We start from the raw sequence: 24,862 nt of genomic DNA, 5'->3' as shown, positions 1-24,862 counted from the left end.
CTTTTTTTGCCTCGCGTTTCGCTGGACAAAATCGATTAATAACCAATAATTGCCGAATAATCGGCCACGCTGTTCGCAACCTAACCAAACAGTCACATTCCAGACATTTTCGTTGAAAAAGGTGTTGACGCTGCAAGGGTCTATACGCATAATGCGCCCCGCAACGCCGATAAGGTAACGCGAAAAAAAGATGGCTACGTAGCTCAGTTGGTTAGAGCACATCACTCATAATGATGGGGTCACAGGTTCGAATCCCGTCGTAGCCACCATCTTTTTTGCGGGAGTGGCGAAATTGGTAGACGCACCAGATTTAGGTTCTGGCGCCGCAAGGTGTGCGAGTTCAAGTCTCGCCTCCCGCACCATTCCCAGGTAAGCGTTGCACGGATGGGGTATCGCCAAGCGGTAAGGCACCGGTTTTTGATACCGGCATTCCCTGGTTCGAATCCAGGTACCCCAGCCATATTTCTTCGATTTTGCGGTTCTCCGCGGTTATTGGGGTATCGCCAAGCGGTAAGGCACCGGTTTTTGATACCGGCATTCCCTGGTTCGAATCCAGGTACCCCAGCCATCGAAGAATGCAGTCTGGCTACGTAGCTCAGTTGGTTAGAGCACATCACTCATAATGATGGGGTCACAGGTTCGAATCCCGTCGTAGCCACCATATCAGCTTTTATCGATTGCGGTCGGTAAAGCAAAAAAATTGTTGGGGTATCGCCAAGCGGTAAGGCACCGGATTCTGATTCCGGCATTCCGAGGTTCGAATCCTCGTACCCCAGCCAATTTAAAAAGTCGTTAAGCAGTTTGTTTAACGCAATTGGGGTGTCGCCAAGCGGTAAGGCTCTGGTTTCTGATACCAGCATTCCGGGGTTCGAATCCCTGCACCCCAGCCACATAAAAAAAGCTCGCTTCGGCGAGCTTTTTGCTTTTCTGCGTTTCCGAACTAAATAAGCCGGGTGGCGGCTTCGCCTTACCCGGCCTACGGAACGTTTAGAGTCCTAAGGCGTACTTCAGCGCCTGACGTTTCAGCCCACCGGCGCGCTGTGCCGCGATCAGTCCGATATTACGCAAAATGCGTACCGGCCCGAGGTCGTTGCTGAACCCGGCGTAAAAGAGATCCATACCTGACTGCATAATAAAGTTATCTGCCATCCGTCGCGTCTGATAACGCTTAAGCACCTGATGGCTGGCCCAAGCTTCGCCGTGACTGCGGGCGTTGCTTAATACGTCCAGCAGCGCCTCTACGTCGCGATAGCCCAGGTTGACCCCCTGCCCCGCCAGCGGATGAATGGTATGCGCCGCATCGCCGACTAGCGCCAGCCCTTCGCGGGCATACTTCAGCGCATGACGACGCGTCAGCGGGAATGCCCCTGCGGCGACCGGCGTGACCTTACCCAGACGCGACGGGAAATGGTGGGCGATTTCGCGCTGCAGCTGTTCCATAGAGAGCCCCTGCAGCTGGCGGATCCGCGCTGGCGTGTCATACCAGACCAGGGATGCCCAACGGTCAAACAGCGGTAAAAAGGCGTGCGGACCGTTCGGGGTGAAATGCTGCCAGGTGCTGTCACCCGGATCGTTCTCACAGGCGACGGTGATCAGCATGCAGGATTGCTGATATTGCCAGGCGTGAATGCCGATCCCGGCCAGCTCGCGCACCCGGGAATTTGCGCCGTCGGCCCCAACCAGCAGTTTTACCGCCAGCTGCTCGCCGTTATCCAGCTCAATCAGATGCTGATCGTTATGGCGGTGGAGCGCCTTCACCGACGCAGGAACACGCAGCGTCACCTGCGGATGCGCCTCCAGCGCCTGCCAGAGCGCCTGTTGTAGCACCCTATTTTCAACCATGTAACCCAGCAGCGGGAGTTTCAGCTCTGCGGCGTCAAACACCACGTGGGCGTTTTCCCACTCCCAGGTCTCCAGGCGACGATACGGATGCGCGCGCATGGCCAGCACCGCGTCCCATACTCCCAGCCCGCGAAGCAGATCAACTGACGCGGCGCTGATCGCCGAAATGCGTACGTCCGGCTGCTGTGACGCGTCAAAAGCAGCTGGTGGCGCCTGTTCGATAACCGTTACGTCGAACCCGTGTTGCGCCAGCCCCAGCGCCAGCGCCCCGCCGACCATACCGCCGCCGACGACGGCGATCCCGGCTTGTTGGATAGTCATGGTCATTTGTCCTTATTTGATAATCTCCTAAGTTTACCGGATTTTTTTGGCCTTGAGGCTGACAACCTTCATACTGGTCACAACCGCACCAAAGCATTACAATACGCGCCCTGCAATCCTGAGCATGAGCAAGTCGATGACAAAAAAACTCCATATTAAAACCTGGGGCTGTCAGATGAACGAATACGATTCATCCAAGATGGCCGATCTGCTGGATGCCACCCATGGGTATCAACTCACCGACGTGGCGGAAGAGGCAGATGTGCTGCTGCTGAATACCTGCTCAATCCGTGAGAAGGCGCAGGAAAAAGTCTTTCACCAGTTAGGTCGTTGGAAGCTCCTCAAGCAGAAAAACCCGGATATCATCATCGGCGTTGGCGGCTGTGTTGCCTCGCAAGAAGGGAAGCTGATTCGTCAGCGCGCCCACTACGTCGACATTATTTTTGGTCCGCAGACCCTGCACCGTCTGCCGGAGATGATCAACTCCGTACGCGGAAGCGGTAATCGCAAGGCGATTATTGACGTCAGCTTCCCGGAAATCGAAAAATTTGACCGTCTGCCGGAACCGCGCGCGGATGGCCCGACCGCCTTCGTCTCCATCATGGAAGGCTGCAATAAATACTGCACTTACTGCGTGGTGCCTTATACCCGCGGCGAAGAAGTCAGCCGTCCTTGCGACGACATCCTGTTTGAGATCGCCCAACTGGCGGCACAGGGTGTCCGCGAAGTGAACCTGCTCGGGCAGAACGTTAATGCCTGGCGCGGCGAGAACTATGACGGCAGCACCGGCTCGTTTGCTGAACTGCTGCGTCTGGTGGCGGCGATTGACGGTATCGACCGCATCCGCTTTACCACCAGCCACCCGATCGAATTTACCGATGACATCATCGAGGTTTACCGCGATACGCCAGAGCTGGTGAGCTTCCTGCATCTGCCGATCCAGTGTGGTTCTGACCGCGTGCTGAACCTGATGGGCCGCACCCACACCGTGCTGGAATATAAATCGATTATCCGCAAGCTGCGTGAAGCGCGCCCGGATATTCAGATAAGCTCTGACTTTATCGTCGGCTTCCCGGGGGAAACGGACGACGATTTTGAACGCACCATGAAGGTGATTGGTGATGTGAACTTCGACGTAAGTTACAGCTTCATCTTCTCGGCGCGTCCGGGGACGCCTGCCGCCGATATGGTTGACGACGTGCCGGAAGAGGTGAAAAAGCAGCGTCTCTATATTCTGCAGGATCGCATCAACCAGCAGGCCAACGCCTGGAGCCGCCGGATGCTCGGCACCGTGCAGCGTGTACTGGTAGAAGGCACTTCACGTAAGAGCATCATGGAGCTCTCTGGCCGTACGGAGAACAACCGCGTGGTGAACTTCGAAGGTACGCCGGATCTGGTGGGCAAGTTCGTCGATATTGAGATCCTCGAGGTGCTGACCAACTCCCTGCGTGGCAAACTGGTGCGCACCGAAGATGAAATGGGCCTGCGCGTCGCCCAATCGCCGGAATCGGTGATTGCCCGTACCCGTAAAGAAAACGATCTCGGCGTCAGCGTTTATCAGCCGTGATCCTTCGGGCCTGTCGTTTCTGGCAGGCCTTGTATTTCCCCCTGCTCTCCCCCATATCCTTCGCAATGCTTGCGCCTTTATTCCGTGGCGTGAATACTTTCATAAGACAGACCCACTGCCCTATGACACCCGAGACATTAAGAGGAACGGTTTGAATATAGACACACGTGAAATTACCCTTGAGCCAGCAGACAACGCTCGCCTGCTGAGCCTGTGCGGGCCGTTTGATGACAACATCAAACATCTGGAGCGACGTCTGGGTATCGAGATTAATCGTCGCGATAACCAGTTCAAACTCACCGGACGCGCCATTTGCGTCAATGCTGCTGCGGATATTCTCCGTAGTCTGTACGTTGATACCGCGCCGATGCGCGGTGAAACTCAGGATATTGAGCCGGAACAGATCCATCTGGCGATCAAAGAATCGCGAGTGCTGGAGCAGAGCGCGGAGAGCGTGCCGGAATTCGGCAAGGCTATCCACATTCAGACCAAGCGTGGCGTCATTAAGCCGCGCACGCCAAACCAGGCGCAGTACATCGCCAATATCCTCGATCATGACATCACCTTCGGCGTCGGCCCGGCAGGTACCGGTAAAACCTACCTTGCGGTGGCTGCTGCCGTGGATGCCCTTGAGCGCCAGGAGATCCGCCGCATTCTGCTCACCCGTCCGGCCGTTGAAGCGGGCGAGAAGCTGGGCTTCTTGCCTGGTGACCTGAGCCAGAAGGTCGATCCTTACCTGCGCCCGCTTTACGATGCGCTGTTTGAGATGCTCGGTTTTGAGAAGGTCGAAAAACTGATTGAACGTAATGTCATCGAAGTGGCTCCGCTGGCCTATATGCGTGGCCGTACTCTGAACGACGCGTTCATCATCCTGGATGAGAGCCAGAACACCACCATCGAACAGATGAAGATGTTCCTGACCCGTATTGGCTTTAACTCCAAAGCGGTGATCACCGGGGATATCACCCAGGTCGACCTGCCACGCAGCACCAAGTCGGGTCTGCGTCACGCTATTGAAGTCCTGTCCGAAGTGGACGAAATCAGCTTTAACTTCTTCCACAGTGAAGACGTGGTGCGCCACCCGGTGGTTGCCCGCATCGTCACGGCATATGAAGCGTGGGAAGCCGCAGATCAAAAACGTAAAGCAGAACAGGCCGCGGAACGTAAACGCGAAGCCCAGGAGCAAGAGCAGAAATGAGTCAGGTGATCCTCGATTTACAGCTGGCCTGTGAAGACAATTCCGGCCTGCCGGAAGAGAGCCAGTTCCAGGCGTGGCTGAATGCCGTCATCCCGCAGTTTCAGGAAGAGTCAGAAGTCACGATTCGCCTGGTGGATGAAGCAGAAAGCCACGACCTGAACCTGACCTATCGCGGGAAAGATAAGCCAACCAACGTGCTCTCTTTCCCGTTCGAAGCCCCACCGGGTATCGAAATGCCGCTGCTTGGCGATCTGATCATCTGCCGCCAGGTGGTTGAGCAGGAAGCGAAGGAGCAGCAAAAGCCCCTCGAGGCCCACTGGGCGCACATGGTGGTGCACGGCAGCCTGCATCTGCTGGGCTACGACCACATTGAAGATGACGAAGCGGAAGAGATGGAATCCCTTGAGACAGAGATAATGCTTGCTCTGGGCTATGAGGATCCGTACATTGCCGAGAAAGAGTAGTCTGTAGGGCGCGTTTGCGCCTTACTGGCATAATGTGCCGTTGCGTATGACAAAAGTCCGCGTCGGCAGTCAACAGACCAACATGAGAACCCTTAACAAACGCCATGAGCGACGACAATTCACACAGTAGCGACACACCAAACAGCAAAAAAGGATTTTTCTCCCTCCTTCTGAGCCAGCTGTTCCACGGTGAACCTAAAAACCGTGATGACCTTCTGGAGCTTATCCGTGACTCCGGGCAGAACGAGCTTATCGATGAAGATACGCGCGAGATGCTTGAAGGGGTAATGGACATCGCCGACCAGCGCGTTCGCGATATCATGATCCCCCGTTCGCAGATGATTACCCTGAAACGTAACCAGACCCTGGATGAGTGCCTCGATGTCATCATCGAATCCGCTCACTCACGTTTCCCGGTGATCAGCGAAGACAAAGACCACATCGAAGGAATTTTGATGGCCAAGGATCTGCTGCCGTTTATGCGCAGCGATGCCGAAGCCTTCAGCATGGAAAAAGTGTTACGTCCGGCGGTGGTTGTTCCGGAAAGTAAGCGGGTAGACCGCATGCTTAAAGAGTTCCGCTCTCAGCGCTACCACATGGCGATTGTTATCGATGAATTTGGCGGTGTTTCGGGCCTGGTCACCATCGAAGATATTCTTGAGCTGATTGTCGGCGAAATTGAAGATGAATATGACGAAGAAGAGGATATCGACTTCCGTCAGTTGAGCCGCCACACCTGGACCGTGCGTGCGCTCGCCCCTATCGAAGATTTCAATGACACCTTCGGCACCCACTTCAGCGACGAAGAGGTGGATACCATCGGCGGTCTGGTGATGCAGGCCTTTGGTCACCTGCCGGCGCGTGGCGAAACCGTGGAAATTGACGGCTATCAGTTCAAGGTGGCGATGGCCGACAGTCGACGTATTATTCAGGTTCATGTCAGAATGCCGGGCGATGCTCCGCAACCCACACTGGATGATTGATTTAAATGGCATTTGCCCCCTTGCTTGAACGCCAGCGCACGCGTCTGCTGCTGGCGCTAATCCTCGGAGCCAGCGGTACGCTGGCTTTTTCCCCTTATGACTTCTGGCCAGCGGCCCTCCTCTCCCTGATGGGACTTCAGGGGCTGACCCTTAACCGACGCCCTGTTCAGGCGGCGGCGATTGGCTATTTCTGGGGGCTGGGCCTGTTTGGCTCCGGTATTAACTGGGTTTACGTCAGTATTGCCCAGTTTGGCGGCATGCCAGGCCCGGTGAATGTTTTCCTCGTGGTGCTGCTGGCGGCCTACCTCTCGCTTTACACGGGTCTGTTTGCCGGGATCCTCTCCCGCCTGTGGCCAAAAACCAGCTGGTTGCGGGTGGCGATTGCCGCCCCGGTGGTCTGGCAAATTACCGAGTTCCTGCGCGGCTGGGTGCTGACCGGCTTTCCGTGGTTGCAGTTCGGCTATAGCCAGATAGATGGTCCGCTGAAGGGGCTGGCGCCGGTGATGGGCGTCGAGGCGATCAACTTCCTGCTGATGGTGGTAAGCGGCCTGCTGGTGTTGGCGCTGGTGCAGCGCAACGGGCGAGCGCTGGCAGTCGCTCTGGTCCTCTTTGCCCTGCCTTTCCCGCTGCGTTATATCCAGTGGTTCACCCTTGAGCCGGAACGCGCCACCCAGGTATCGATGGTGCAGGGTAATATTCCCCAGTCGCTGAAATGGGATGAAGGTCAGTTGATCAACACCCTGAAAATTTATCTGGATGCCACCCAGAAAGAGATGGGCAAATCCCAGCTGATTATCTGGCCCGAGTCGGCAATCCCGGATCTGGAGATCAACCAGCAGCGTTTTCTGACCATGATGGACGATCTGCTGCGGGCGCGAAACTCCACGCTGATCACCGGTATCGTTGACGCGCGGCTGAACAAGCAGAACCGTTACGATACCTACAACACCATCATCACGCTGGGGAAAGATAATCCGTACAGCTATGAGTCGGCGAACCGCTACAACAAGAATCACCTGGTGCCGTTTGGTGAGTTTGTGCCGCTGGAGTCGATACTGCGCCCGCTGGCGCCGTTCTTCGATCTGCCGATGTCTTCGTTTAGCCGGGGCCCGTACGTTCAGCCTCAGCTGAGCGCCCACGGCTTCCTGCTGACCGCCGCCATTTGCTACGAGATTATCCTCGGTGAGCAGGTGCGGGATAATTTCCGTCCGGACACCGACTATCTGCTGACCATCTCCAACGATGCCTGGTTCGGTAAATCGATCGGCCCGTGGCAGCATTTCCAGATGGCGCGGATGCGCTCCCTGGAGCTGGCGCGCCCTCTGCTGCGTAGCACCAACAACGGCATTACCGCCGTGATTGGTCCGCAGGGTGAAATTCAGGCTATGCTGCCGCAATTCACCCGCGACGTGCTGACGGCGAAGGTCACGCCGACGACCGGGCTGACGCCTTATGCCCGCACCGGCAACTGGCCGCTGTGGATCCTCACCGCACTGTTCGGTTTTGGCGCCGTGCTGATGAGTCTGCGCCAGCGCCGCAAGTAGTTCCCTCCCCTCTTTGCCCGGCGGCGCTACGCTTGCCGGGCCTACGATCTTGTAGGCCGGGTAAGGCGAAGCCGCCACCCGCCAATTCTCACTGCGACACAATTCTGGCACGGCTATTGCTTTATCTATTTACGTAAACGCGATTTGGCTTACTGTGCAACCCGGTCGCACCAGCGTAGCTCATCAGTAGCACCGAAACGGTGCAACGGAAGATTTATGCCTCTGAATGGTGCGGCGCGCTTCGCAAAAATAAACAATAACGCAGCAAAATCTTTACATTAAGCCAAACTAAATGTTAACAAACAGGTATAACACTGCACTCGTATCGCGCGAGCTATAACAACATCACACCGAATATCAATGCGTCTCTGGCGCTGATAATAAAGGAGTTGGATATGCAATTACGTAAACTGGCCACAGCAATGCTGGTGATGGGATTGTCCGCAAGCGTCGTGCACGCTGAAGATGCCGCCCCGGCAGCAGGCGGTACCCTGGAAAAAATCGCGAAAAACGGCGTGATTGTGGTCGGCCACCGTGAATCCTCTGTGCCATTCTCATACTACGACAACACGCAAAAAGTCGTGGGCTACTCACAGGCTTACTCCAACGCGATCGTTGACGCGGTGAAGAAAAAGCTCAACAAACCGGATCTGGAAGTGAAGCTGATCCCAATCACTTCACAAAACCGTATTCCGCTGCTGCAGAACGGCACCTTCGATTTTGAGTGTGGTTCAACGACTAACAACCTTGAGCGTCAGAAACAGGCTGCCTTCTCCGACACCATCTTCGTCGTCGGTACCCGTCTGCTGACCAAAAAAGGCGGCGATATTAAAGATTTCGCCGACCTGAAAGGCAAAGCGGTGGTTGTGACCTCCGGGACGACCTCTGAAGTTCTGCTGCATAAGCTGAATGAAGAGAAAAAAATGGACATGCGTATCATCAGCGCCAAAGACCACGGTGACTCTTTCCGTACTCTGGAAAGCGGCCGCGCCGTCGCGTTTATGATGGATGATGCTCTGCTGGCGGGTGAGCGTGCTAAAGCGAAGAAACCGGATAACTGGGAAATCGTCGGCACCGCGCAATCCAAAGAGGCCTACGGCTGCATGATGCGTAAAGACGACGCGGAATTTAAGAAACTCGTCGACGATACCATCGCTCAGGTTCAGACCTCCGGTGAAGCAGAGAAATGGTTCGATAAGTGGTTTAAAAACCCAATCCCACCAAAAAATCTCAACATGAACTTTGAACTGTCTGACGATATGAAAGCACTGTTTAAAGAACCGAATGACAAGGCACTTAACTAATTAGAACCACTAAGGGGCGGGTTCTCCTGCCCTCTCGATTGTCGGGAAGCGCGGACAGACTAAACGTTGAGTGGTCGTTCCCCACTCAGCGCGAATATTAAAGCTTCTCACCAATCTTCGAGGGTAGCGCTGCTACCCTTTTTTTTCTGGAGTTTACTATGTCAATTGACTGGAACTGGGGCATTTTCCTGCAGCAAGCCCCGTTCGGCAACACCACCTATCTTGGCTGGCTGTGGAGCGGTTTTCAGGTCACGGTCGCGCTGTCGATCACCGCCTGGATTATTGCGTTTCTCGTCGGCTCGTTGTTCGGTATTTTGCGTACCGTCCCTAACCGTTTTCTCTCATCTATCGGCACCTGCTACGTCGAACTGTTCCGTAACGTTCCGTTAATCGTGCAGTTCTTTACCTGGTATCTGGTCATCCCGGAACTGTTGCCGGAAGATATCGGCATGTGGTTCAAATCGGAACTGGATCCAAACGTGCAGTTCTTTGTCTCCTCGATGCTCTGTCTGGGTCTGTTCACCGCCGCCCGCGTGTGCGAGCAGGTGCGTGCAGCGATCCAGTCTCTGCCACGTGGACAAAAAAATGCGGCGCTGGCGATGGGGCTGACCCTGCCGCAGGCTTACCGCTACGTCCTGCTGCCAAACGCCTACCGCGTAATTGTGCCGCCGATGACCTCGGAGATGATGAACCTGGTGAAAAACTCGGCCATCGCCTCCACCATCGGTCTGGTGGATATGGCCGCGCAGGCGGGCAAACTGCTGGATTACTCCGCCCATGCGTGGGAATCCTTCACCGCCATTACCCTGGCCTACGTATTGATTAATGCTGTCATTATGCTGGTGATGAACCTGGTTGAACGTAAAGTTCGCCTGCCGGGCAACCTGGGGGGCAAATAATGTACGAATTTGACTGGAGCTCTATTGTTCCCTCCCTGCCCTACCTGATCGATGGCCTGATCATCACGCTGAAGATCACCCTGACGGCGGTGATTGTCGGGATTGTCTGGGGCACCCTGCTGGCGGTAATGCGTCTGTCGAGCTTTAAGCCTGTCGCCTGGTTTGCTACCGCCTACGTCAACGTGTTCCGCTCCATCCCGCTGGTGATGGTGCTGCTGTGGTTCTACCTGATCGTGCCCGGATTCCTGCAGAACGTTTTAGGCCTGTCGCCTAAATCCGATATCCGCCTGATCTCGGCGATGGTGGCCTTCTCGATGTTTGAGGCGGCGTACTATTCAGAAATTATTCGTGCCGGGATCCAGAGTATCTCCCGCGGGCAGTCCAGCGCCGCCCTGGCGTTAGGCATGACCCACTGGCAGTCGATGAAGCTCATCATTCTGCCGCAGGCGTTCCGCGCCATGGTTCCGCTGCTGCTCACCCAGGGCATCGTGCTGTTCCAGGATACCTCGCTGGTCTATGTATTGAGCCTGGCAGACTTCTTCCGTACCGCCTCCACCATCGGCGAGCGCGATGGTACCCAGGTTGAGATGATCCTATTCGCAGGTGCGGTCTATTTTGCAATTAGTTTAAGCGCGTCGCTGTTGGTCAGCTGGCTGAAGAAAAGGACAGTGTAATGATTTCCCTGAAAAATGTTTCTAAATGGTATGGGCACTTTCAGGTGCTGACCGACTGCTCCACGGAAGTGAAAAAGGGCGAAGTGGTAGTGGTGTGCGGGCCGTCCGGCTCGGGTAAATCCACGCTGATTAAAACCGTGAACGGTCTTGAGCCGGTGCAGCAGGGCGAGATCATCGTCAACGGCACCAAAGTGAATGATAAGAAAACCAATCTGGCGAAGCTGCGTTCTAACGTCGGGATGGTGTTCCAGCACTTTGAACTCTTCCCGCATCTGTCGATCATTGAGAACCTGACCCTGGCGCAGGTGAAGGTCCTCAAGCGCGATAAGGCGGCTGCACGTGAGAAGGGGCTGAAACTGCTGGAGCGCGTGGGTCTCTCCGCCCATGCCGATAAATTCCCGGCGCAGCTATCCGGCGGCCAACAGCAGCGCGTGGCGATTGCCCGCGCGCTCTGTATGGATCCCGTCGCGATGCTCTTTGATGAGCCAACATCCGCACTTGACCCTGAGATGATCAATGAAGTGCTGGATGTTATGGTGCAACTGGCGCAGGAAGGGATGACTATGATGGTGGTCACGCACGAAATGGGCTTTGCGCGTAAAGTCGCAAACCGCGTGATCTTTATGGATGAGGGTAAAATCGTTGAGGACTCCGCGAAAGAAGAGTTCTTTAATAACCCGCAGTCGGAACGTGCCAAAGACTTCCTCGCCAAAATCCTGCATTAATCTTCCCGGTGCGCGATCGTTCAGATTGCGCACCGCTTCACGCTTTTTATCTCTTTATCTCGTCTGCCTCTGCCTTCAGCGTTAGCCTTGTCGCCAAACAACACTAAGAAATGGAGATTTCTATGGCACTGCCCATTATCCTCGATTGCGATCCGGGTCATGATGACGCGATAGCACTCGTCCTTGCCCTCGCCTCACCTGAGCTTGACCTCAAGGCTGTAACCTCTTCTGCCGGTAACCAGACTCCTGACAAAACCCTGCGCAATGTGCTGCGCATGCTGACCCTGCTGAAACGCAGCGATATTCCGGTGGCAGGCGGCGCGATTAAGCCCCTGATGCGCGATCTGATCATTGCCGACAATGTACACGGAGAAAGTGGCCTTGACGGCCCTGCCCTGCCCGAGCCAGATTTTGCGCCGCAGGATTGCACGGCAGTGGAGCTGATGGCAAACGTACTGCGCGAAAGCGCCGAGCCGGTGACGCTGGTCTCTACCGGTCCGCAAACTAACGTCGCCCTGCTGCTGAACAGCCACCCGGAGCTGCATGCGAAAATCGCCCGGATTGTGATCATGGGCGGTGCGATGGAGCTGGGTAACTGGACGCCTGCGGCGGAATTCAACATCTTTGTTGACCCAGAGGCGGCCGAGATCGTCTTTCAGTCCGGCATTCCGGTGGTCATGGCCGGGCTGGATGTGACTCATCAGGCACAAATTATGGCGGAAGATATCGAACGTTTTCGCCGGATCGGCAACCCGGTGGCAACCACCGTGGCGGAGCTGCTCGACTTCTTTATGGAGTACCATAAAACCGAGAAGTGGGGTTTCCAGGGGGCACCCTTGCATGACCCTTGCACCATCGCCTGGCTACTGAAACCGGAGATATTTACCACCGTGGAGCGCTGGGTAGGCGTAGAAACGCAGGGGAAATACACTCAGGGAATGACGGTGGTGGATTATTACTTCCTGACGGGTAACAGGCCAAATACCACTGTTATGACAAACATTAACCGTGAAGCCTTTGTCGATTTATTAGCCGAACGGCTGGCGTTTTACGCTTAACGCCACACAACACTTTTGTACTGAAAAAGCTGGCATCACCGTGCCAGCTTATATTACGACAACATTAGGGTTCAAATGGCCGACGCTGGAACTGATCGTGGCCGCATTTAGGACAGACCGGCAGCATCTCCGGTGTATAAATCGCCATGTGGAAATGGCAGTTCTCGCACACCAGATTCCCCAGCCCGACAACCTCACCGCTGTGATACACCCCGTGGTGGTTCAGATCCTGAAAGACCTCACGCCACTCCAGCTGGGTTTTATCGGTAATGTCCGCCAGCTCCTGCCAGAGGCTCTCTTTAATCACCCGCATAAATACACTGTCGGTGGCCTCGTCCTGGCTTTCGCCATAGCTACGGGCGAACTCTTCCAGATCGCGGCGAACCGCGCGGGTCACCTCTTCCACTTCGGTGCGCGTTAACTCACCCGTCTGCATCACCTTAACGCGTGCATGCTCGACGAGCGCATCAATATCACGCTCACCATTCCGCAGACGTTCTGTCAATGTGGCGACCAGTTCACGGTAAAATTGAGCAACCTTGTTCATCATTTTGCCTCCCGGGTAAGTAAACCTCTCTAATGATAGACCTTATTTGCGCCCCGCTTTGTCAGGTCATCCACACTCTACGTAAATTCCTGCAAGGCGCTTTTAGTGGTAAAGGCTGTTTTGACGCGGGCGTTTGGGCTATGCTATGCGGATCTGAATTACCACATCCATTGGCTACATTTGTAGCTGTATTGAACACAGGACCACTGGCTGCCATGCAAGAGCAATACCGCCCGGAAGAGATAGAATCGAAAGTCCAGCAACACTGGGACGAGAAGCGCACTTTTGAAGTCACCGAAGACGAGAGCAAAGAGAAGTATTACTGCCTGTCGATGCTTCCCTATCCTTCTGGCCGACTACACATGGGCCACGTGCGTAACTACACCATCGGTGATGTGATCGCCCGTTATCAGCGCATGCTGGGCAAAAACGTCCTGCAGCCAATCGGCTGGGATGCGTTTGGTCTGCCTGCAGAAGGTGCCGCGGTGAAAAACAACACTGCGCCAGCACCATGGACCTACGACAACATCGCCTACATGAAAAACCAGCTCAAGATGCTGGGCTTTGGCTATGACTGGAGCCGCGAGCTGGCGACCTGCACCCCGGAATATTACCGCTGGGAGCAGAAGTTCTTCACCGAGCTCTACAAAAAAGGGCTGGTCTACAAAAAAACCTCCGCCGTTAACTGGTGCCCGAACGATCAGACCGTTCTGGCGAACGAACAGGTTATCGACGGCTGCTGCTGGCGCTGCGACACCAAAGTTGAGCGCAAAGAGATCCCGCAGTGGTTTATCAAAATCACCGCTTACGCCGACGAACTGCTGAACGATCTGGATAATCTGGACCACTGGCCAGATACCGTGAAGACCATGCAGCGTAACTGGATCGGCCGCTCTGAAGGGGTAGAGATCACCTTCAACGTTGAAAAGTACGATCAGCCACTGACCGTCTACACCACCCGTCCGGACACCTTCATGGGTGCGACCTACCTGGCCGTGGCCGCAGGTCACCCGCTGGCGCAGAAAGCGGCAGAGAACAACCCGGAACTGGCGACCTTTATCGACGAATGCCGCAACACCAAAGTCGCCGAAGCTGACATGGCAACGATGGAGAAAAAAGGCGTTGCCACCGGTTTCTATGCCAAACACCCACTGACGGGCGAAGCGATCCCGGTCTGGGTCGCCAACTTCGTACTGATGGAATACGGTACTGGCGCGGTGATGGCCGTTCCGGGTCACGATCAGCGCGACTATGAGTTTGCCACCAAATACAACCTGGCGATCAAGCCGGTTATCCTGGCAGCAGATGGCAGCGAGCCTGACCTGTCTGAACAGGCATTGACCGAAAAAGGCACCCTGTTTAACTCTGGTGAATTTAGCGGCCTGAGCTTTGAAGAGGGCTTTAACGCCATTGCTGACAAACTGGCCGCGCTGGGCGTCGGCGAGCGTAAAGTTAACTACCGTCTGCGCGACTGGGGCGTTTCCCGTCAGCGTTACTGGGGCGCGCCAATCCCGATGGTCACCCTGGAAGATGGCACCGTTATGCCAACGCCGGAAGATCAGCTCCCGGTGATCCTGCCAGAAGATGTGGTCATGGACGGCATCACCAGCCCAATCAAAGCCGACCCTGAGTGGGCGAAGACTACCGTAAACGGTATGCCTGCGCTGCGTGAAACCGACACCTTCGACACCTTTATGGAGTCCTCCTGGTACTATGCGCGTTACACCTGCCCGCAGCATCAGGAAGGGATGCTGGATTCCAAAGCCGCAAACTACTGGCTGCCGGTAGATATCTACATTGGCGGTATCGAACACGCCATCATGCACCTGCTCTACTTCCGCTTCTTCCACAAGCTGATGCGCGACGCGGGCCTGGTGAACTCTGACGAGCCAGCCAAACAGCTGCTGTGTCAGGGCATGGTGCTGGCAGATGCCTTCTACTACGTGGGCGCAAACGGCGAACGTAACTGGGTTTCGCCTAAAGATGCGATCGTTGAGCGCGACGAGAAAGGCCGTATCGTGAAGGCGAAGGACGCGGCAGGCCATGAGCTGGTCTATACCGGCATGAGCAAGATGTCCAAGTCCAAAAACAACGGCATCGATCCGCAGGAGATGGTAGAGCGTTACGGTGCCGATACCGTGCGCCTGTTTATGATGTTCGCCTCTCCGGCAGATATGACTCTGGAGTGGCAGGAGTCCGGCGTGGAAGGGGCTAACCGCTTCCTGAAACGTGTCTGGAAACTGGTTTACGAGCACACCGCTCAGGGTGACGCACCGGCACTGAACACCGCGGCGCTGACGGAAGATCAGCAGGCGCTGCGTCGCGATGTGCATAAAACGATTGCCAAAGTGACCGATGATATTGGTCGCCGTCAGACCTTCAATACCGCAATTGCGGCTATTATGGAATTGATGAACAAGCTGGCGAAAGCCCCGCAGGAGGGCGAGCAGGATCGCGCCATCATGCGTGAAGCGCTGCTGGCTGTGGTACGTATGTTGAACCCGTTCACCCCGCACGTCAGCTTCACCCTGTGGCAGGAGCTGAACGGCGAAGGCGATATCGACAATGCGCCGTGGCCAGTGGCTGATGAATCCGCAATGGTGGAAAACACCACGCTGGTCGTCGTGCAGGTCAACGGTAAAGTCCGCGGTAAGATTACTGTTCCGGTTGATGCAACCGAAGAGCAGGTCCGCGAGCGTGCTGGCCAGGAAACTCTGGTGGCGAAGTATCTTGATGGCGTTACCGTACGTAAAGTGATCTACGTGCCTGGTAAATTGCTGAACCTGGTCGTTGGCTAAGCGCGGGAGGAAGCGTGCGACAACTGGCAACATTACTGTTATCGCTGGCGGTGCTGGTCACCGCCGGATGTGGCTGGCATCTGCGTAACACCACACAGGTGCCGGAGCAGATGAAAACGATGATTTTCGATTCGGGCGATCCAAATGGTCCGCTTAGCCGTGCCATTCGTAACCAGCTGCGTCTTAACGGCGTTGAACTGATCGAAAAAGGTACGCTGCGCCAGGACATCCCATCGTTCCGCATCCTGAGCTCTACCCTGAGCCAGGATACCGCCTCCATCTTCCAGGATGGTCGTACTGCGGAATACCAGATGGTGATGGAAGTGCACGCTGCGGTACTGATCCCGGGTAGCGATATTTACCCTATCAGCACCAAGGTCTACCGTTCGTTCTTCGATAACCCGCAGACGGCACTGGCGAAAGACGCAGAGCAGACCATTATCATCAACGAAATGTACGACAAGGCGGCGGAACAGCTGATCCGTAAGCTGCCGAGCGTCCAGACTGCTGAAAAAGAGAATGACCTGAAAGCTCAGCCTGCTGCTCAGCCAACGGCATCCTCCTCGCGCGTCTCCACGACGCTGGGTCAGTAATGCTCAGGTTGTACCCTGAACAACTCCGCGCGCAGCTTAATGAAGGGCTGCGCGCGGCGTATCTGCTTCTCGGAAACGATCCGCTGCTGCTCCAGGAAAGCCAGGACGCCGTGCGTCACTTTGCAGCCTCTCAGGGCTTTGAGGAGCACCACAGTTTCACTCTGGATAACAGCACCGACTGGCAGGAGATTTTCTCCCTTTGCCAGGCTATGAGCCTGTTTGCTGCCCGGCAAACGCTGCTTATCCAGCTCCCGGAAAACGGCCCTAACGCGGCGATCAACGAACAGCTTGCTACGCTGGTTAGCCTGCTGCACAGCGATCTGCTGCTGATCGTTCGCGGCAACAAACTGACCAAAGCGCAGGAAAATGCCGCCTGGTTTACGGCGCTGGCAAACCATTCGGTGCTGGTGACCTGCCAGACACCGGAGCAGGCGCATCTGCCCAAATGGGTGGCGGCCCGGGCAAAGCAGCGCAATCTGCAGCTGGATGACGCGGCCAATCAGCTCCTTTGTTACTGTTACGAAGGTAATCTGCTGGCGCTGGCCCAGGCCCTGGAGCGGCTGGCGCTGCTCTGGCCAGATGGCAAACTGACCTTACCGCGCGTTGAGCAGGCAGTTAACGACGCGGCGCACTTTACCCCTTTCCACTGGGTCGATGCCCTGCTGTCCGCTAAGAGCAAACGCGCTCTGCATATCCTGCAGCAGTTGCGTCTCGAAGGCAGCGAGCCGGTGATTCTGCTGCGAACCTTACAGCGGGAACTGCTGCTGCTGGTGACGCTTAAACGTCAGTCAGCGCATACGCCTTTGCGCGCGCTGTTTGATAAACACCGGGTCTGGCAGAACCGCCGCGTTATGACCACCGAAGCCCTGAACCGGCTGAGTCCGGAACAGCTGCGCCAGGCCGTTCAGCTTCTGACGCGCACCGAGCTGACCCTGAAGCAGGATTACGGTCAGTCGATCTGGTCTGAGCTGGAGAGTCTCTCGCTGCTGCTGTGCCACAAGGCGCTGGCGGACATTTTTATAGAAGGGTAAGAGATGCATTCTCTACAGGCACTCTATGGCGGCACTTTTGACCCGGTACATTACGGGCATCTGAAACCGGTCGAGATCCTGGCCAACCAGATTGGCCTGCAGCGTGTCACTATTATGCCGAACAATGTGCCGCCGCATCGCCCGCAGCCCGAGGCCACCCCCGCCCAGCGCAAACAGATGCTGGAGCTGGCGATCGCCGATAAACCGCTGTTTGTTCTTGATGAGCGCGAGCTGCGCCGGGATAGCCCTTCCTATACGGCACAGACGCTAGAGGAGTGGCGACGCGAACAGGGGCCGGAGAAGCCGCTGGCCTTTATTATCGGCCAGGACTCGCTGCTCAATTTCCCGAGCTGGTATCAGTACGAAACAATCCTTGATAACAGCCATTTAATCGTCTGCCGTCGGCCAGGCTATCCCCTGGCGATGAAAGAGGAGCGGCATCAGCTGTGGCTGGAACAGCATCTCACTTATCAATCTGAAGATCTGCACAACCAGCCTGCCGGCAAAATTTACCTCGCGGAGACGCCCTGGTTTGATATTTCAGCCACGCTTATCCGCCAGCGCCTGCAGCAGGGTCTCCCCTGCGATGAGATGTTACCGATGCCGGTGTTGCGTTATATTCAACAGCAGGGGTTGTATCAGAAAAGCAGCAACTGACTGGCGCCCGGGAGAAAAAGCGCGCCATTCGCGCTCTCACCATTGACACCCCCGTCCAGGCTGATATCCTCCGCTGCCAGACTTCCCGCCAGCACTGTTTTACAAAAACTGTTTTACAAAAATGGCGATGCAATCTTCGGCTGAGGGTGGGATGATACCCGCCTTCTCATGCCCGTCCGGTGACATTTGTCCCGACACTGCAGCCAGTTCAGGTATACTGTCTGGCTACGAATTTATAGTTGTTCAATCTCACTCTCCCAGGGGGAAAACTTGCAGGGTAAAGCACTCCAGGATTTTGTTATCGACAAAATTGATGATCTGAAAGGTCAGGACATCATTGCCATCGACGTTCAGGGCAAATCAAGCATCACCGATTGCATGATTATCTGCACCGGCACTTCTACGCGCCATGTTGCCTCCATCGCCGATCATGTGGTTCAGGAGTCTCGCGCTGCCGGCATGATGCCGCTCGGCGTTGAAGGCGAAGCGACCGCTGACTGGGTCGTTGTTGACCTTGGCGATGTGATTGTCCACGTCATGCAGGAAGAGAGCCGTCGCCTGTATGAACTGGAAAAACTCTGGGGTTAATGCGTGAAGCTGCAACTGGTAGCCGTCGGTACAAAAATGCCCGACTGGGTACAAACGGGGTTTACTGAATATCTACGTCGTTTTCCAAAAGACATGCCGTTCGAGCTGGTGGAGATCCCTGCTGGCAAACGCGGTAAAAACGCGGATATCAAACGTATTCTCGATAAAGAGGGTGAGCAGATGCTGGCTGCTGCCGGTAAAAACCGCATCGTCACTCTCGATATTCCGGGCAAACCCTGGGATACGCCGCAACTGGCGGTTGAGCTGGAACGCTGGAAGCAGGACGGTCGCGACGTCAGCCTGTTGATTGGCGGACCGGAGGGATTATCCCCCGCCTGCAAAGCGGCAGCAGAACAGAGTTGGTCTCTCTCCGCGCTGACGCTCCCCCACCCGTTGGTTCGGGTTCTGGTTGCTGAAAGCCTCTATCGCGCGTGGAGCATCACAACCAACCACCCTTATCACCGTGAGTAATGATTAAGTCCTGGATAAATTAAGCAGCGGATGAAACTACAGAATTCTTTTCGCGACTATACGGCTGAGTCCGCGCTGTTTGTGCGCCGGGCGCTGGTCGCCTTTTTGGGGATTTTGCTGCTGACTGGCGTGCTGATCGCCAACCTCTATAATCTGCAGATTGTCCGTTTTACCGATTACCAGACCCGCTCCAACGAAAACCGCATCAAACTTGTTCCTATCGCCCCCAGTCGCGGCATCATCTATGACCGCAACGGTACGCCGCTGGCGCTGAACCGCACCATCTACCAGATTGAAATGATGCCGGAGAAGGTCGATAACGTGCAGCAGACGCTTGATGCACTGCGCAGCGTGGTTGATCTCACTGATGACGATATCGCCGCCTTCAAAAAAGAGCGCTCACGTTCGCACCGCTTTACCTCGATCCCGGTCAAAACCAACCTCACCGAGGTGCAGGTGGCCCGCTTCGCCGTGAACCAGTACCGCTTCCCCGGCGTGGAAGTCAAAGGCTACAAGCGTCGCTTCTATCCGTACGGCTCTGCCCTGACCCACGTGATCGGCTATGTCTCTAAAATCAACGATAAAGATGTCGACAGGCTGGATAAAGATGGCAAGCTCGCCAACTATGCGGCAACGCACGATATCGGCAAGCTGGGTATTGAGCGTTATTACGAAGACGTTCTCCACGGCCAGACCGGTTACGAAGAAGTTGAAGTTAACAACCGGGGAAGAGTGATCCGCCAGCTGAAAGAGGTGCCGCCGCAGGCCGGACATGACATCTATCTGACGCTGGATCTTAAACTCCAGCAGTATATCGAAACCCTGCTGGCTGGCAGCCGTGCGGCGGTGATTGTCACCGATCCGCGCACTGGCAGCATTCTGTCGCTGGTTTCAACCCCAAGCTATGACCCGAACCTGTTTGTGGATGGCATCTCCAGCAAAGACTATTCTGGCCTGCTCAACGACCCGAATACGCCGCTGGTCAACCGCGCAACCCAGGGGGTTTATCCGCCTGCTTCAACGGTGAAACCGTACGTGGCGGTCTCTGCCCTGAGCGCCGGGGTAATCACCCGCAACACCGGCCTCTTCGACCCGGGCTGGTGGCAGCTGCCGGGCTCTGAAAAACGCTACCGTGACTGGAAAAAGTGGGGCCACGGGCATCTGAACGTCACCAAATCGCTGGAGGAGTCGGCAGATACCTTCTTCTACCAGGTGGCCTACGATATGGGCATCGACCGTCTCTCGGAATGGATGGGCAAATTTGGCTATGGCCATTACACCGGTATCGACCTGGCCGAAGAGCGTTCCGGTAACATGCCAACCCGCGAATGGAAGCTGAAACGCTTTAAAAAGCCCTGGTATCAGGGTGACACCATTCCGGTAGGCATCGGCCAGGGCTACTGGACCGCGACCCCGATCCAGATGAATAAAGCGCTGATGATCCTTATCAACGACGGGGTGGTGAAAGTGCCGCACCTGCTAATGAGCACCGTCGAAGATGGCAAAAAAGTGCCGTGGGCGCAGCCCCATGAACCGCCGGTTGGAGACATTCACTCCGGTTACTGGGAAATTGCCAAAGACGGGATGTACGGCGTTGCTAACCGCGCGAACGGTACAGCGCATAAGTACTTTGCCGGCGCACCGTACAAAATTGCAGCGAAATCCGGTACCGCGCAGGTCTTCGGCCTGAAGGCGAACGAAACCTATAACGCACACAAAATTGCTGAACGTCTGCGTGACCATAAGCTGATGATTGCGTTTGCCCCTTATGAGAACCCACAGGTTGCCGTGTCGATCATTCTGGAAAACGGCGGTGCCGGCCCGGCGGTCGGCACCATTATGCGCCAGATCCTTGACCACATTATGCTGGGTGACAACAACACTGACCTGCCGAGCGAGAGCCCGGCTGCCGCCGGCGCGGAGGACCAATAATCGTGACGGATAATCCGAATAAAAAATCGCTGTGGGACAAGATCCACATCGACCCGGCCATGCTGCTGATCCTGCTGGCGCTGCTGGTTTATAGCGCCCTGGTCATCTGGAGCGCCAGCGGCCAGGACCTCGGGATGACCGAACGCAAGATCGGCCAGATCACCATGGGCCTGGTGATCATGGTGGTGATGGCGCAGATCCCGCCGCGCGTCTACGAAGGCTGGGCGCCCTATCTCTATATCTTCTGTATTATCCTGCTGGTGGCGGTCGATGCGTTCGGGGCGATTTCGAAAGGCGCGCAGCGCTGGCTCGACCTCGGTATTGTGCGCTTCCAGCCCTCGGAGATTGCGAAAATCGCCGTCCCGTTGATGGTGGCACGCTTCATTAACCGTGACGTCTGCCCGCCGTCGCTGAAAAATACCGGTATTGCGCTGGTGCTGATTTTCCTGCCGACGCTGCTGGTTGCGGCGCAGCCAGACCTCGGTACCTCAATTCTGATCGCCCTCTCTGGCCTGTTTGTGCTGTTCCTTTCCGGCCTGAGCTGGCGGCTTATCGGCATTGCAGTGGTGCTGGTCGCCGCCTTTATCCCGATTCTGTGGTTCTTCCTGATGCACGATTATCAGCGCCAGCGCGTGATGATGCTGCTGGATCCGGAGAGCGACCCGCTCGGGGCAGGCTATCATATAATACAGTCGAAGATTGCAATAGGCTCTGGCGGCCTGCGCGGTAAGGGCTGGCTGCACGGTACACAGTCGCAGCTTGAGTTCCTGCCTGAACGTCACACCGACTTTATCTTTGCGGTGCTGGCCGAAGAGTTAGGGCTGGTGGGGATTCTGATTCTGCTGGCGCTCTACCTGCTGTTGATCATGCGTGGATTGTGGATAGCCGCCCGGGCGCAAACCACCTTTGGCCGCGTGATGGCCGGTGGCTTGATGTTGATTTTATTCGTTTATGTTTTCGTAAATATTGGTATGGTGAGCGGTATTCTGCCGGTGGTAGGCGTACCGCTTCCCCTGGTGAGTTACGGAGGCTCGGCCCTGATTGTTCTGATGGCCGGGTTCGGGATCGTCATGTCGATCCACACACACAGAAAAATGTTGTCAAAAAGCGTATAAGGGGCACGCAATGCGTAAGCAGTGGTCTGGGATCTGCATCGCAGTGAGTTTACTGGCAGCCTGTACAAGTGACGATGGTCAGCAGCAAGCGACCGTCGCACCGCCGCAGCCGGCAGTATGTAATGGTCCGGTGGTTGAGATCAGCGGAGCCGATCCGCGTTTTGAACCGCTCAGCGCTACCGCGAACCAGGATTACGAGCGAGACGGTAAAAGCTACAAAATCGTCCAGGATCTTTCCCGCTTCAGTCAGGCAGGCCTGGCGGCTATTTATGATGCCGAGCCAGGAAGCAACCTGACCGCATCCGGTGAAGTGTTTGATCCAATGCAGCTTACGGCTGCGCATCCGACCCTGCCGATCCCGAGCTATGCGCGTATTACCAACCTGGCGAATGGCCGGATGATCGTGGTGCGTATTAATGACCGGGGCCCTTACGGCAACGATCGCGTCATCTCGCTTTCGCGCGCCGCGGCCGACCGCCTGAACACGTCAAACAACACCAAAGTGCGGATCGACCCGATTATTGTCGCCCAGGACGGCTCGCTCTCCGGCCCGGGTATGGCCTGTACCACCGTGGCAAAACAGACTTATGCCCTGCCCGCGCGTCCCGATCTGAGCGGCGGTATGGGTAGCGCGTCGTCCGTTTCCGAACCTGCGCCGCAGGGTGACGTGCGCCCCATCAGTAACGACACGCTGAAAAGCGAAGACACCATGGGCGCACCGGTGAGCAGCAGCGGTTTCCTCGGCGCACCCACCACGCTTGCGCCAGGTGTACTGGAAGGCAGCGAACCGCCAGCGCCACAGCCGGTTGTTACCGCGCCGGTGAACCAGACGGCACCGGTTACTGCGCCAGTGTCCGCTCCGACTCAGGCGCCGGTTACGGCCCCCGTTTCCGCCCCTGCCCAGGCCGGTGGCTATGTCGTGCAGGTTGGCGCAGTCAGCGATCAGGCACGTGCGCAGCAATATCAGCAGCGTCTCGGCCAGCAGTTTGGCGTTCCGGGTCGCGTTGAGCAAAATGGCGCAGTCTGGCGTATCCAGTTAGGCCCGTTTGCCAGCAAATCTGAAGCCGCTGCGTTGCAGCAGCGCCTGCAGAATGAGGCGCAGTTACAATCGTTTATTGCTGTTGCAAAATGATAATCGGCGGTATCCGAATTGTCAGTATTTGTCATGTTGATACACATTCTCATGCTGAAAGTCGGATGCCTGCCTGTATAGCATTTGCTATAGTAAGGCACTTTTTTTAATTCCATCACGGATGTCGTTGTTCTGACCATGAAGACCACTTTCTCCGCTCGTTTTATGCAGCGCATGGCGCTCACTACGGCGCTTTGCGCAGCCACGCTCTCCGTTGCTCACGCCGATGACCTGAATATCAAGACCATGATCCCGGGCGTTCCGCAGATCGACGCGGAATCCTACATCCTGATCGACTACAACTCCGGCAAAGTGTTGGCTGAACAGAACGCTGATGCACGACGCGATCCAGCCAGCCTGACCAAAATGATGACCAGCTATGTCATCGGTCAGGCCATGAAAGCAGGCAAATTCAAAGAGACCGACCTGGTCACCATCGGTAACGATGCGTGGGCCACCGGCAACCCAGTATTTAAGGGCTCATCTTTGATGTTCCTGAAACCGGGTATGCAGGTTCCTGTCTCTCAGCTGATCCGCGGCATCAACCTGCAGTCCGGTAACGACGCCTGCGTGGCGATGGCAGACTTTGCCGCTGGCAGCCAGGATGCTTTCGTCGGTCTGATGAACAGTTACGTGAGCGCGCTGGGTCTGAAAAACAGCCACTTCCAGACGGTTCACGGCCTGGATGCTGAAGGTCAATACAGCTCTGCGCGCGATATGGCGCTGATTGGTCAAGCGCTGATCCGTGACGTACCGAACGAATACACCATCTATAAAGAGAAAGAGTTCACCTTTAACGGTATTCGTCAGACCAACCGTAACGGCCTGCTGTGGGACAACAGCCTGAACGTTGACGGCATCAAAACTGGCCACACTGAAAAAGCCGGTTACAACCTGGTCGCTTCTGCTACTGAAGGCCAGATGCGCCTGATCTCTGCCGTGATGGGCGGTCGTACCTTTAAAGGACGCGAGGCCGAGAGCAAGAAGCTGCTGACCTGGGGCTTCCGCTTCTTCGAAACCGTGAATCCGCTGAAAGCAGGTAAAGAGTTTGCTTCTGAGCCGGTCTGGTTCGGGGATAACGATCGTGCCTCCCTGGGTGTCGATAAAGATCTCTACCTGACCATCCCTCGTGGTCGCATGAAAGACCTGAAGGCCAGCTATGTGCTGAACGCCAGCGAGCTGCACGCCCCGCTGAAGAAAAACCAGGTTGTCGGCACCATCAACTTCCAGCTCGATGGTAAAACCATCGATCAGCGCCCACTGGTGGTGCTGGATGAAATCCCTGAAGGCAATTTCTTCGGCAAAATCATTGATTACATTAAATTGATGTTCCATCACTGGTTTGGTTAAGAATTGAACACTTGAAAGTGTGATTTCTGTCCCCATATACTATGTAACCTGATAACTCCCACCTGATGT

At 55.9% G+C, this 24,862-nt stretch carries 22 protein-coding genes and 7 tRNA genes; 27 read left to right on the top strand and 2 right to left on the bottom strand.

Annotated features, from left to right (window positions below; translation table 11 throughout):
* Positions 1–192 precede the first annotated feature (192 nt).
* From C3406_RS01930 to C3406_RS01900, 7 genes are all read left to right on the top strand, one after another.
* Positions 193–269: transfer RNA gene (locus tag C3406_RS01930), tRNA-Met, on the top strand.
* Positions 270–277: 8 nt separating this feature from the next.
* Positions 278–362: transfer RNA gene (locus C3406_RS01925), tRNA-Leu, on the top strand.
* A 23-nt stretch (positions 363–385) separates the two neighbouring features.
* A tRNA-Gln gene (locus C3406_RS01920) sits at positions 386–460 on the top strand.
* Positions 461–493: 33 nt separating this feature from the next.
* Positions 494–568 (top strand) — tRNA-Gln (locus tag C3406_RS01915).
* 16 nt (positions 569–584) lie between these two features.
* Positions 585–661: transfer RNA gene (locus C3406_RS01910), tRNA-Met, on the top strand.
* Between the two features lie 43 nt (positions 662–704).
* Positions 705–779 (top strand) — tRNA-Gln (locus C3406_RS01905).
* Positions 780–815: 36 nt separating this feature from the next.
* A tRNA-Gln gene (locus tag C3406_RS01900) sits at positions 816–890 on the top strand.
* Between the two features lie 97 nt (positions 891–987).
* Here C3406_RS01900 and ubiF read toward each other — a convergent pair.
* On the bottom strand, positions 988–2,163 hold the full coding sequence (gene ubiF, locus C3406_RS01895) for a 3-demethoxyubiquinol 3-hydroxylase (RefSeq protein ID WP_103823585.1): 1,176 nt from the start codon (positions 2,161–2,163) through the stop codon (positions 988–990).
* Positions 2,164–2,299: 136 nt separating this feature from the next.
* Between ubiF and miaB the strand changes: the two genes are divergently transcribed.
* From miaB to rihA, 10 genes are all read left to right on the top strand, one after another.
* A complete protein-coding gene (miaB, locus tag C3406_RS01890; RefSeq protein ID WP_103823618.1) occupies positions 2,300–3,730 on the top strand; it encodes a tRNA (N6-isopentenyl adenosine(37)-C2)-methylthiotransferase MiaB in 1,431 nt (476 codons plus the stop codon).
* A gap of 151 nt (positions 3,731–3,881) precedes the next feature.
* On the top strand, positions 3,882–4,928 hold the full coding sequence (locus C3406_RS01885; protein WP_103178684.1) for a PhoH family protein: 1,047 nt from the start codon (positions 3,882–3,884) through the stop codon (positions 4,926–4,928).
* Positions 4,925–5,392 carry an rRNA maturation RNase YbeY gene (ybeY, locus tag C3406_RS01880; RefSeq protein ID WP_103823586.1) on the top strand — a complete coding sequence of 156 codons (468 nt, stop codon included), beginning with the start codon at positions 4,925–4,927 and terminating at the stop codon, positions 5,390–5,392. The genes C3406_RS01885 and ybeY overlap by 4 nt, the downstream gene beginning before the upstream one ends.
* Before the next feature lie 104 nt (positions 5,393–5,496).
* A complete protein-coding gene (gene corC, locus C3406_RS01875) occupies positions 5,497–6,375 on the top strand; it encodes a CNNM family magnesium/cobalt transport protein CorC (RefSeq protein WP_103823587.1) in 879 nt (292 codons plus the stop codon).
* Between the two features lie 5 nt (positions 6,376–6,380).
* Positions 6,381–7,919 (top strand): apolipoprotein N-acyltransferase, encoded by a 1,539-nt coding sequence (gene lnt, locus C3406_RS01870; protein ID WP_103823588.1) that lies wholly within the window; start codon positions 6,381–6,383, stop codon positions 7,917–7,919.
* Positions 7,920–8,314: 395 nt separating this feature from the next.
* On the top strand, positions 8,315–9,223 hold the full coding sequence (locus C3406_RS01865; RefSeq protein ID WP_199182727.1) for an amino acid ABC transporter substrate-binding protein: 909 nt from the start codon (positions 8,315–8,317) through the stop codon (positions 9,221–9,223).
* A gap of 158 nt (positions 9,224–9,381) precedes the next feature.
* Positions 9,382–10,122: a glutamate/aspartate ABC transporter permease GltJ gene (gene gltJ, locus C3406_RS01860; RefSeq protein ID WP_103178679.1), complete on the top strand. Its 741-nt coding sequence runs from the start codon at positions 9,382–9,384 to the stop codon at positions 10,120–10,122.
* Entirely contained in the window at positions 10,122–10,796 is a 675-nt protein-coding gene (gene gltK, locus C3406_RS01855; RefSeq protein ID WP_103823590.1) for a glutamate/aspartate ABC transporter permease GltK, read from the top strand. Before gltJ ends, gltK begins: the two co-directional genes overlap by 1 nt.
* Entirely contained in the window at positions 10,796–11,521 is a 726-nt protein-coding gene (locus C3406_RS01850; RefSeq protein WP_103823591.1) for an amino acid ABC transporter ATP-binding protein, read from the top strand. Before gltK ends, C3406_RS01850 begins: the two co-directional genes overlap by 1 nt.
* A gap of 122 nt (positions 11,522–11,643) precedes the next feature.
* Positions 11,644–12,579, top strand: a complete 936-nt coding sequence (gene rihA, locus C3406_RS01845) for a pyrimidine-specific ribonucleoside hydrolase RihA (protein WP_103823592.1) — start codon at positions 11,644–11,646, stop codon at positions 12,577–12,579.
* 64 nt (positions 12,580–12,643) lie between these two features.
* Here the strand turns inward: rihA and C3406_RS01840 are convergent, their stop codons facing one another.
* Complete coding sequence (locus C3406_RS01840) at positions 12,644–13,126, bottom strand: zinc ribbon-containing protein (protein ID WP_103823619.1); 483 nt, start codon at positions 13,124–13,126, stop codon at positions 12,644–12,646.
* 215 nt (positions 13,127–13,341) lie between these two features.
* Between C3406_RS01840 and leuS the strand changes: the two genes are divergently transcribed.
* The 10 genes from leuS (at position 13,342) to dacA (ending at position 24,793) form a co-directional block, all read left to right on the top strand.
* Entirely contained in the window at positions 13,342–15,924 is a 2,583-nt protein-coding gene (gene leuS / locus C3406_RS01835) for a leucine--tRNA ligase (RefSeq protein WP_158250558.1), read from the top strand.
* 14 nt (positions 15,925–15,938) lie between these two features.
* Positions 15,939–16,517 carry an LPS assembly lipoprotein LptE gene (lptE, locus tag C3406_RS01830; RefSeq protein WP_103823594.1) on the top strand — a complete coding sequence of 193 codons (579 nt, stop codon included), beginning with the start codon at positions 15,939–15,941 and terminating at the stop codon, positions 16,515–16,517.
* A complete protein-coding gene (holA, locus tag C3406_RS01825; protein ID WP_103823595.1) occupies positions 16,517–17,548 on the top strand; it encodes a DNA polymerase III subunit delta in 1,032 nt (343 codons plus the stop codon). Before lptE ends, holA begins: the two co-directional genes overlap by 1 nt.
* A 3-nt stretch (positions 17,549–17,551) precedes the next feature.
* Positions 17,552–18,205, top strand: a complete 654-nt coding sequence (nadD, locus tag C3406_RS01820) for a nicotinate-nucleotide adenylyltransferase (protein WP_103823596.1) — start codon at positions 17,552–17,554, stop codon at positions 18,203–18,205.
* Positions 18,206–18,475: 270 nt separating this feature from the next.
* Positions 18,476–18,793 carry a ribosome silencing factor gene (rsfS, locus tag C3406_RS01810; RefSeq protein WP_103178668.1) on the top strand — a complete coding sequence of 106 codons (318 nt, stop codon included), beginning with the start codon at positions 18,476–18,478 and terminating at the stop codon, positions 18,791–18,793.
* A gap of 3 nt (positions 18,794–18,796) precedes the next feature.
* Complete coding sequence (rlmH, locus tag C3406_RS01805; RefSeq protein WP_103823598.1) at positions 18,797–19,264, top strand: 23S rRNA (pseudouridine(1915)-N(3))-methyltransferase RlmH; 468 nt, start codon at positions 18,797–18,799, stop codon at positions 19,262–19,264.
* Between the two features lie 30 nt (positions 19,265–19,294).
* Entirely contained in the window at positions 19,295–21,196 is a 1,902-nt protein-coding gene (mrdA, locus tag C3406_RS01800; RefSeq protein WP_103823599.1) for a peptidoglycan DD-transpeptidase MrdA, read from the top strand.
* Positions 21,197–21,198: 2 nt separating this feature from the next.
* Positions 21,199–22,311, top strand: coding sequence for a peptidoglycan glycosyltransferase MrdB (mrdB, locus tag C3406_RS01795; protein WP_103823600.1), 1,113 nt, complete (start codon positions 21,199–21,201; stop codon positions 22,309–22,311).
* A gap of 10 nt (positions 22,312–22,321) precedes the next feature.
* Positions 22,322–23,443 (top strand): endolytic peptidoglycan transglycosylase RlpA, encoded by a 1,122-nt coding sequence (gene rlpA, locus C3406_RS01790; RefSeq protein WP_103823601.1) that lies wholly within the window; start codon positions 22,322–22,324, stop codon positions 23,441–23,443.
* A gap of 138 nt (positions 23,444–23,581) precedes the next feature.
* A complete protein-coding gene (gene dacA / locus C3406_RS01785; protein WP_103823602.1) occupies positions 23,582–24,793 on the top strand; it encodes a D-alanyl-D-alanine carboxypeptidase DacA in 1,212 nt (403 codons plus the stop codon).
* Positions 24,794–24,862 lie beyond the last annotated feature (69 nt).

Source organism: Leclercia sp. LSNIH8 (assembly GCF_002920195.1).
GTDB lineage: Bacteria > Pseudomonadota > Gammaproteobacteria > Enterobacterales > Enterobacteriaceae > Enterobacter.
The sequence above is the reverse complement of the archived record's forward strand: the minus strand, read 5'-3'. Positions and strand labels throughout refer to the sequence as shown.

What these genes read in the sequence shown, in the direction of transcription:
- holA (WP_103823595.1), top strand. Translation starts at nt 16,517, where the DNA reads ATGCTCAGGTTGTACCCTGAACAACTCCGCGCGCAGCTTAATGAAGGG.
- rihA (WP_103823592.1), top strand. Translation starts at nt 11,644, where the DNA reads ATGGCACTGCCCATTATCCTCGATTGCGATCCGGGTCATGATGACGCG.
- ybeY (WP_103823586.1), top strand. Translation starts at nt 4,925, where the DNA reads ATGAGTCAGGTGATCCTCGATTTACAGCTGGCCTGTGAAGACAATTCC.
- miaB (WP_103823618.1), top strand. Translation starts at nt 2,300, where the DNA reads ATGACAAAAAAACTCCATATTAAAACCTGGGGCTGTCAGATGAACGAA.
- mrdA (WP_103823599.1), top strand. Translation starts at nt 19,295, where the DNA reads ATGAAACTACAGAATTCTTTTCGCGACTATACGGCTGAGTCCGCGCTG.
- leuS (WP_158250558.1), top strand. Translation starts at nt 13,342, where the DNA reads ATGCAAGAGCAATACCGCCCGGAAGAGATAGAATCGAAAGTCCAGCAA.
- lnt (WP_103823588.1), top strand. Translation starts at nt 6,381, where the DNA reads ATGGCATTTGCCCCCTTGCTTGAACGCCAGCGCACGCGTCTGCTGCTG.
- ubiF (WP_103823585.1), bottom strand. Translation starts at nt 2,163, where the DNA reads ATGACTATCCAACAAGCCGGGATCGCCGTCGTCGGCGGCGGTATGGTC.
- rlpA (WP_103823601.1), top strand. Translation starts at nt 22,322, where the DNA reads ATGCGTAAGCAGTGGTCTGGGATCTGCATCGCAGTGAGTTTACTGGCA.
- C3406_RS01850 (WP_103823591.1), top strand. Translation starts at nt 10,796, where the DNA reads ATGATTTCCCTGAAAAATGTTTCTAAATGGTATGGGCACTTTCAGGTG.
- corC (WP_103823587.1), top strand. Translation starts at nt 5,497, where the DNA reads ATGAGCGACGACAATTCACACAGTAGCGACACACCAAACAGCAAAAAA.
- nadD (WP_103823596.1), top strand. Translation starts at nt 17,552, where the DNA reads ATGCATTCTCTACAGGCACTCTATGGCGGCACTTTTGACCCGGTACAT.
- gltJ (WP_103178679.1), top strand. Translation starts at nt 9,382, where the DNA reads ATGTCAATTGACTGGAACTGGGGCATTTTCCTGCAGCAAGCCCCGTTC.
- C3406_RS01865 (WP_199182727.1), top strand. Translation starts at nt 8,315, where the DNA reads ATGCAATTACGTAAACTGGCCACAGCAATGCTGGTGATGGGATTGTCC.
- dacA (WP_103823602.1), top strand. Translation starts at nt 23,582, where the DNA reads ATGAAGACCACTTTCTCCGCTCGTTTTATGCAGCGCATGGCGCTCACT.
- gltK (WP_103823590.1), top strand. Translation starts at nt 10,122, where the DNA reads ATGTACGAATTTGACTGGAGCTCTATTGTTCCCTCCCTGCCCTACCTG.
- C3406_RS01840 (WP_103823619.1), bottom strand. Translation starts at nt 13,126, where the DNA reads ATGAACAAGGTTGCTCAATTTTACCGTGAACTGGTCGCCACATTGACA.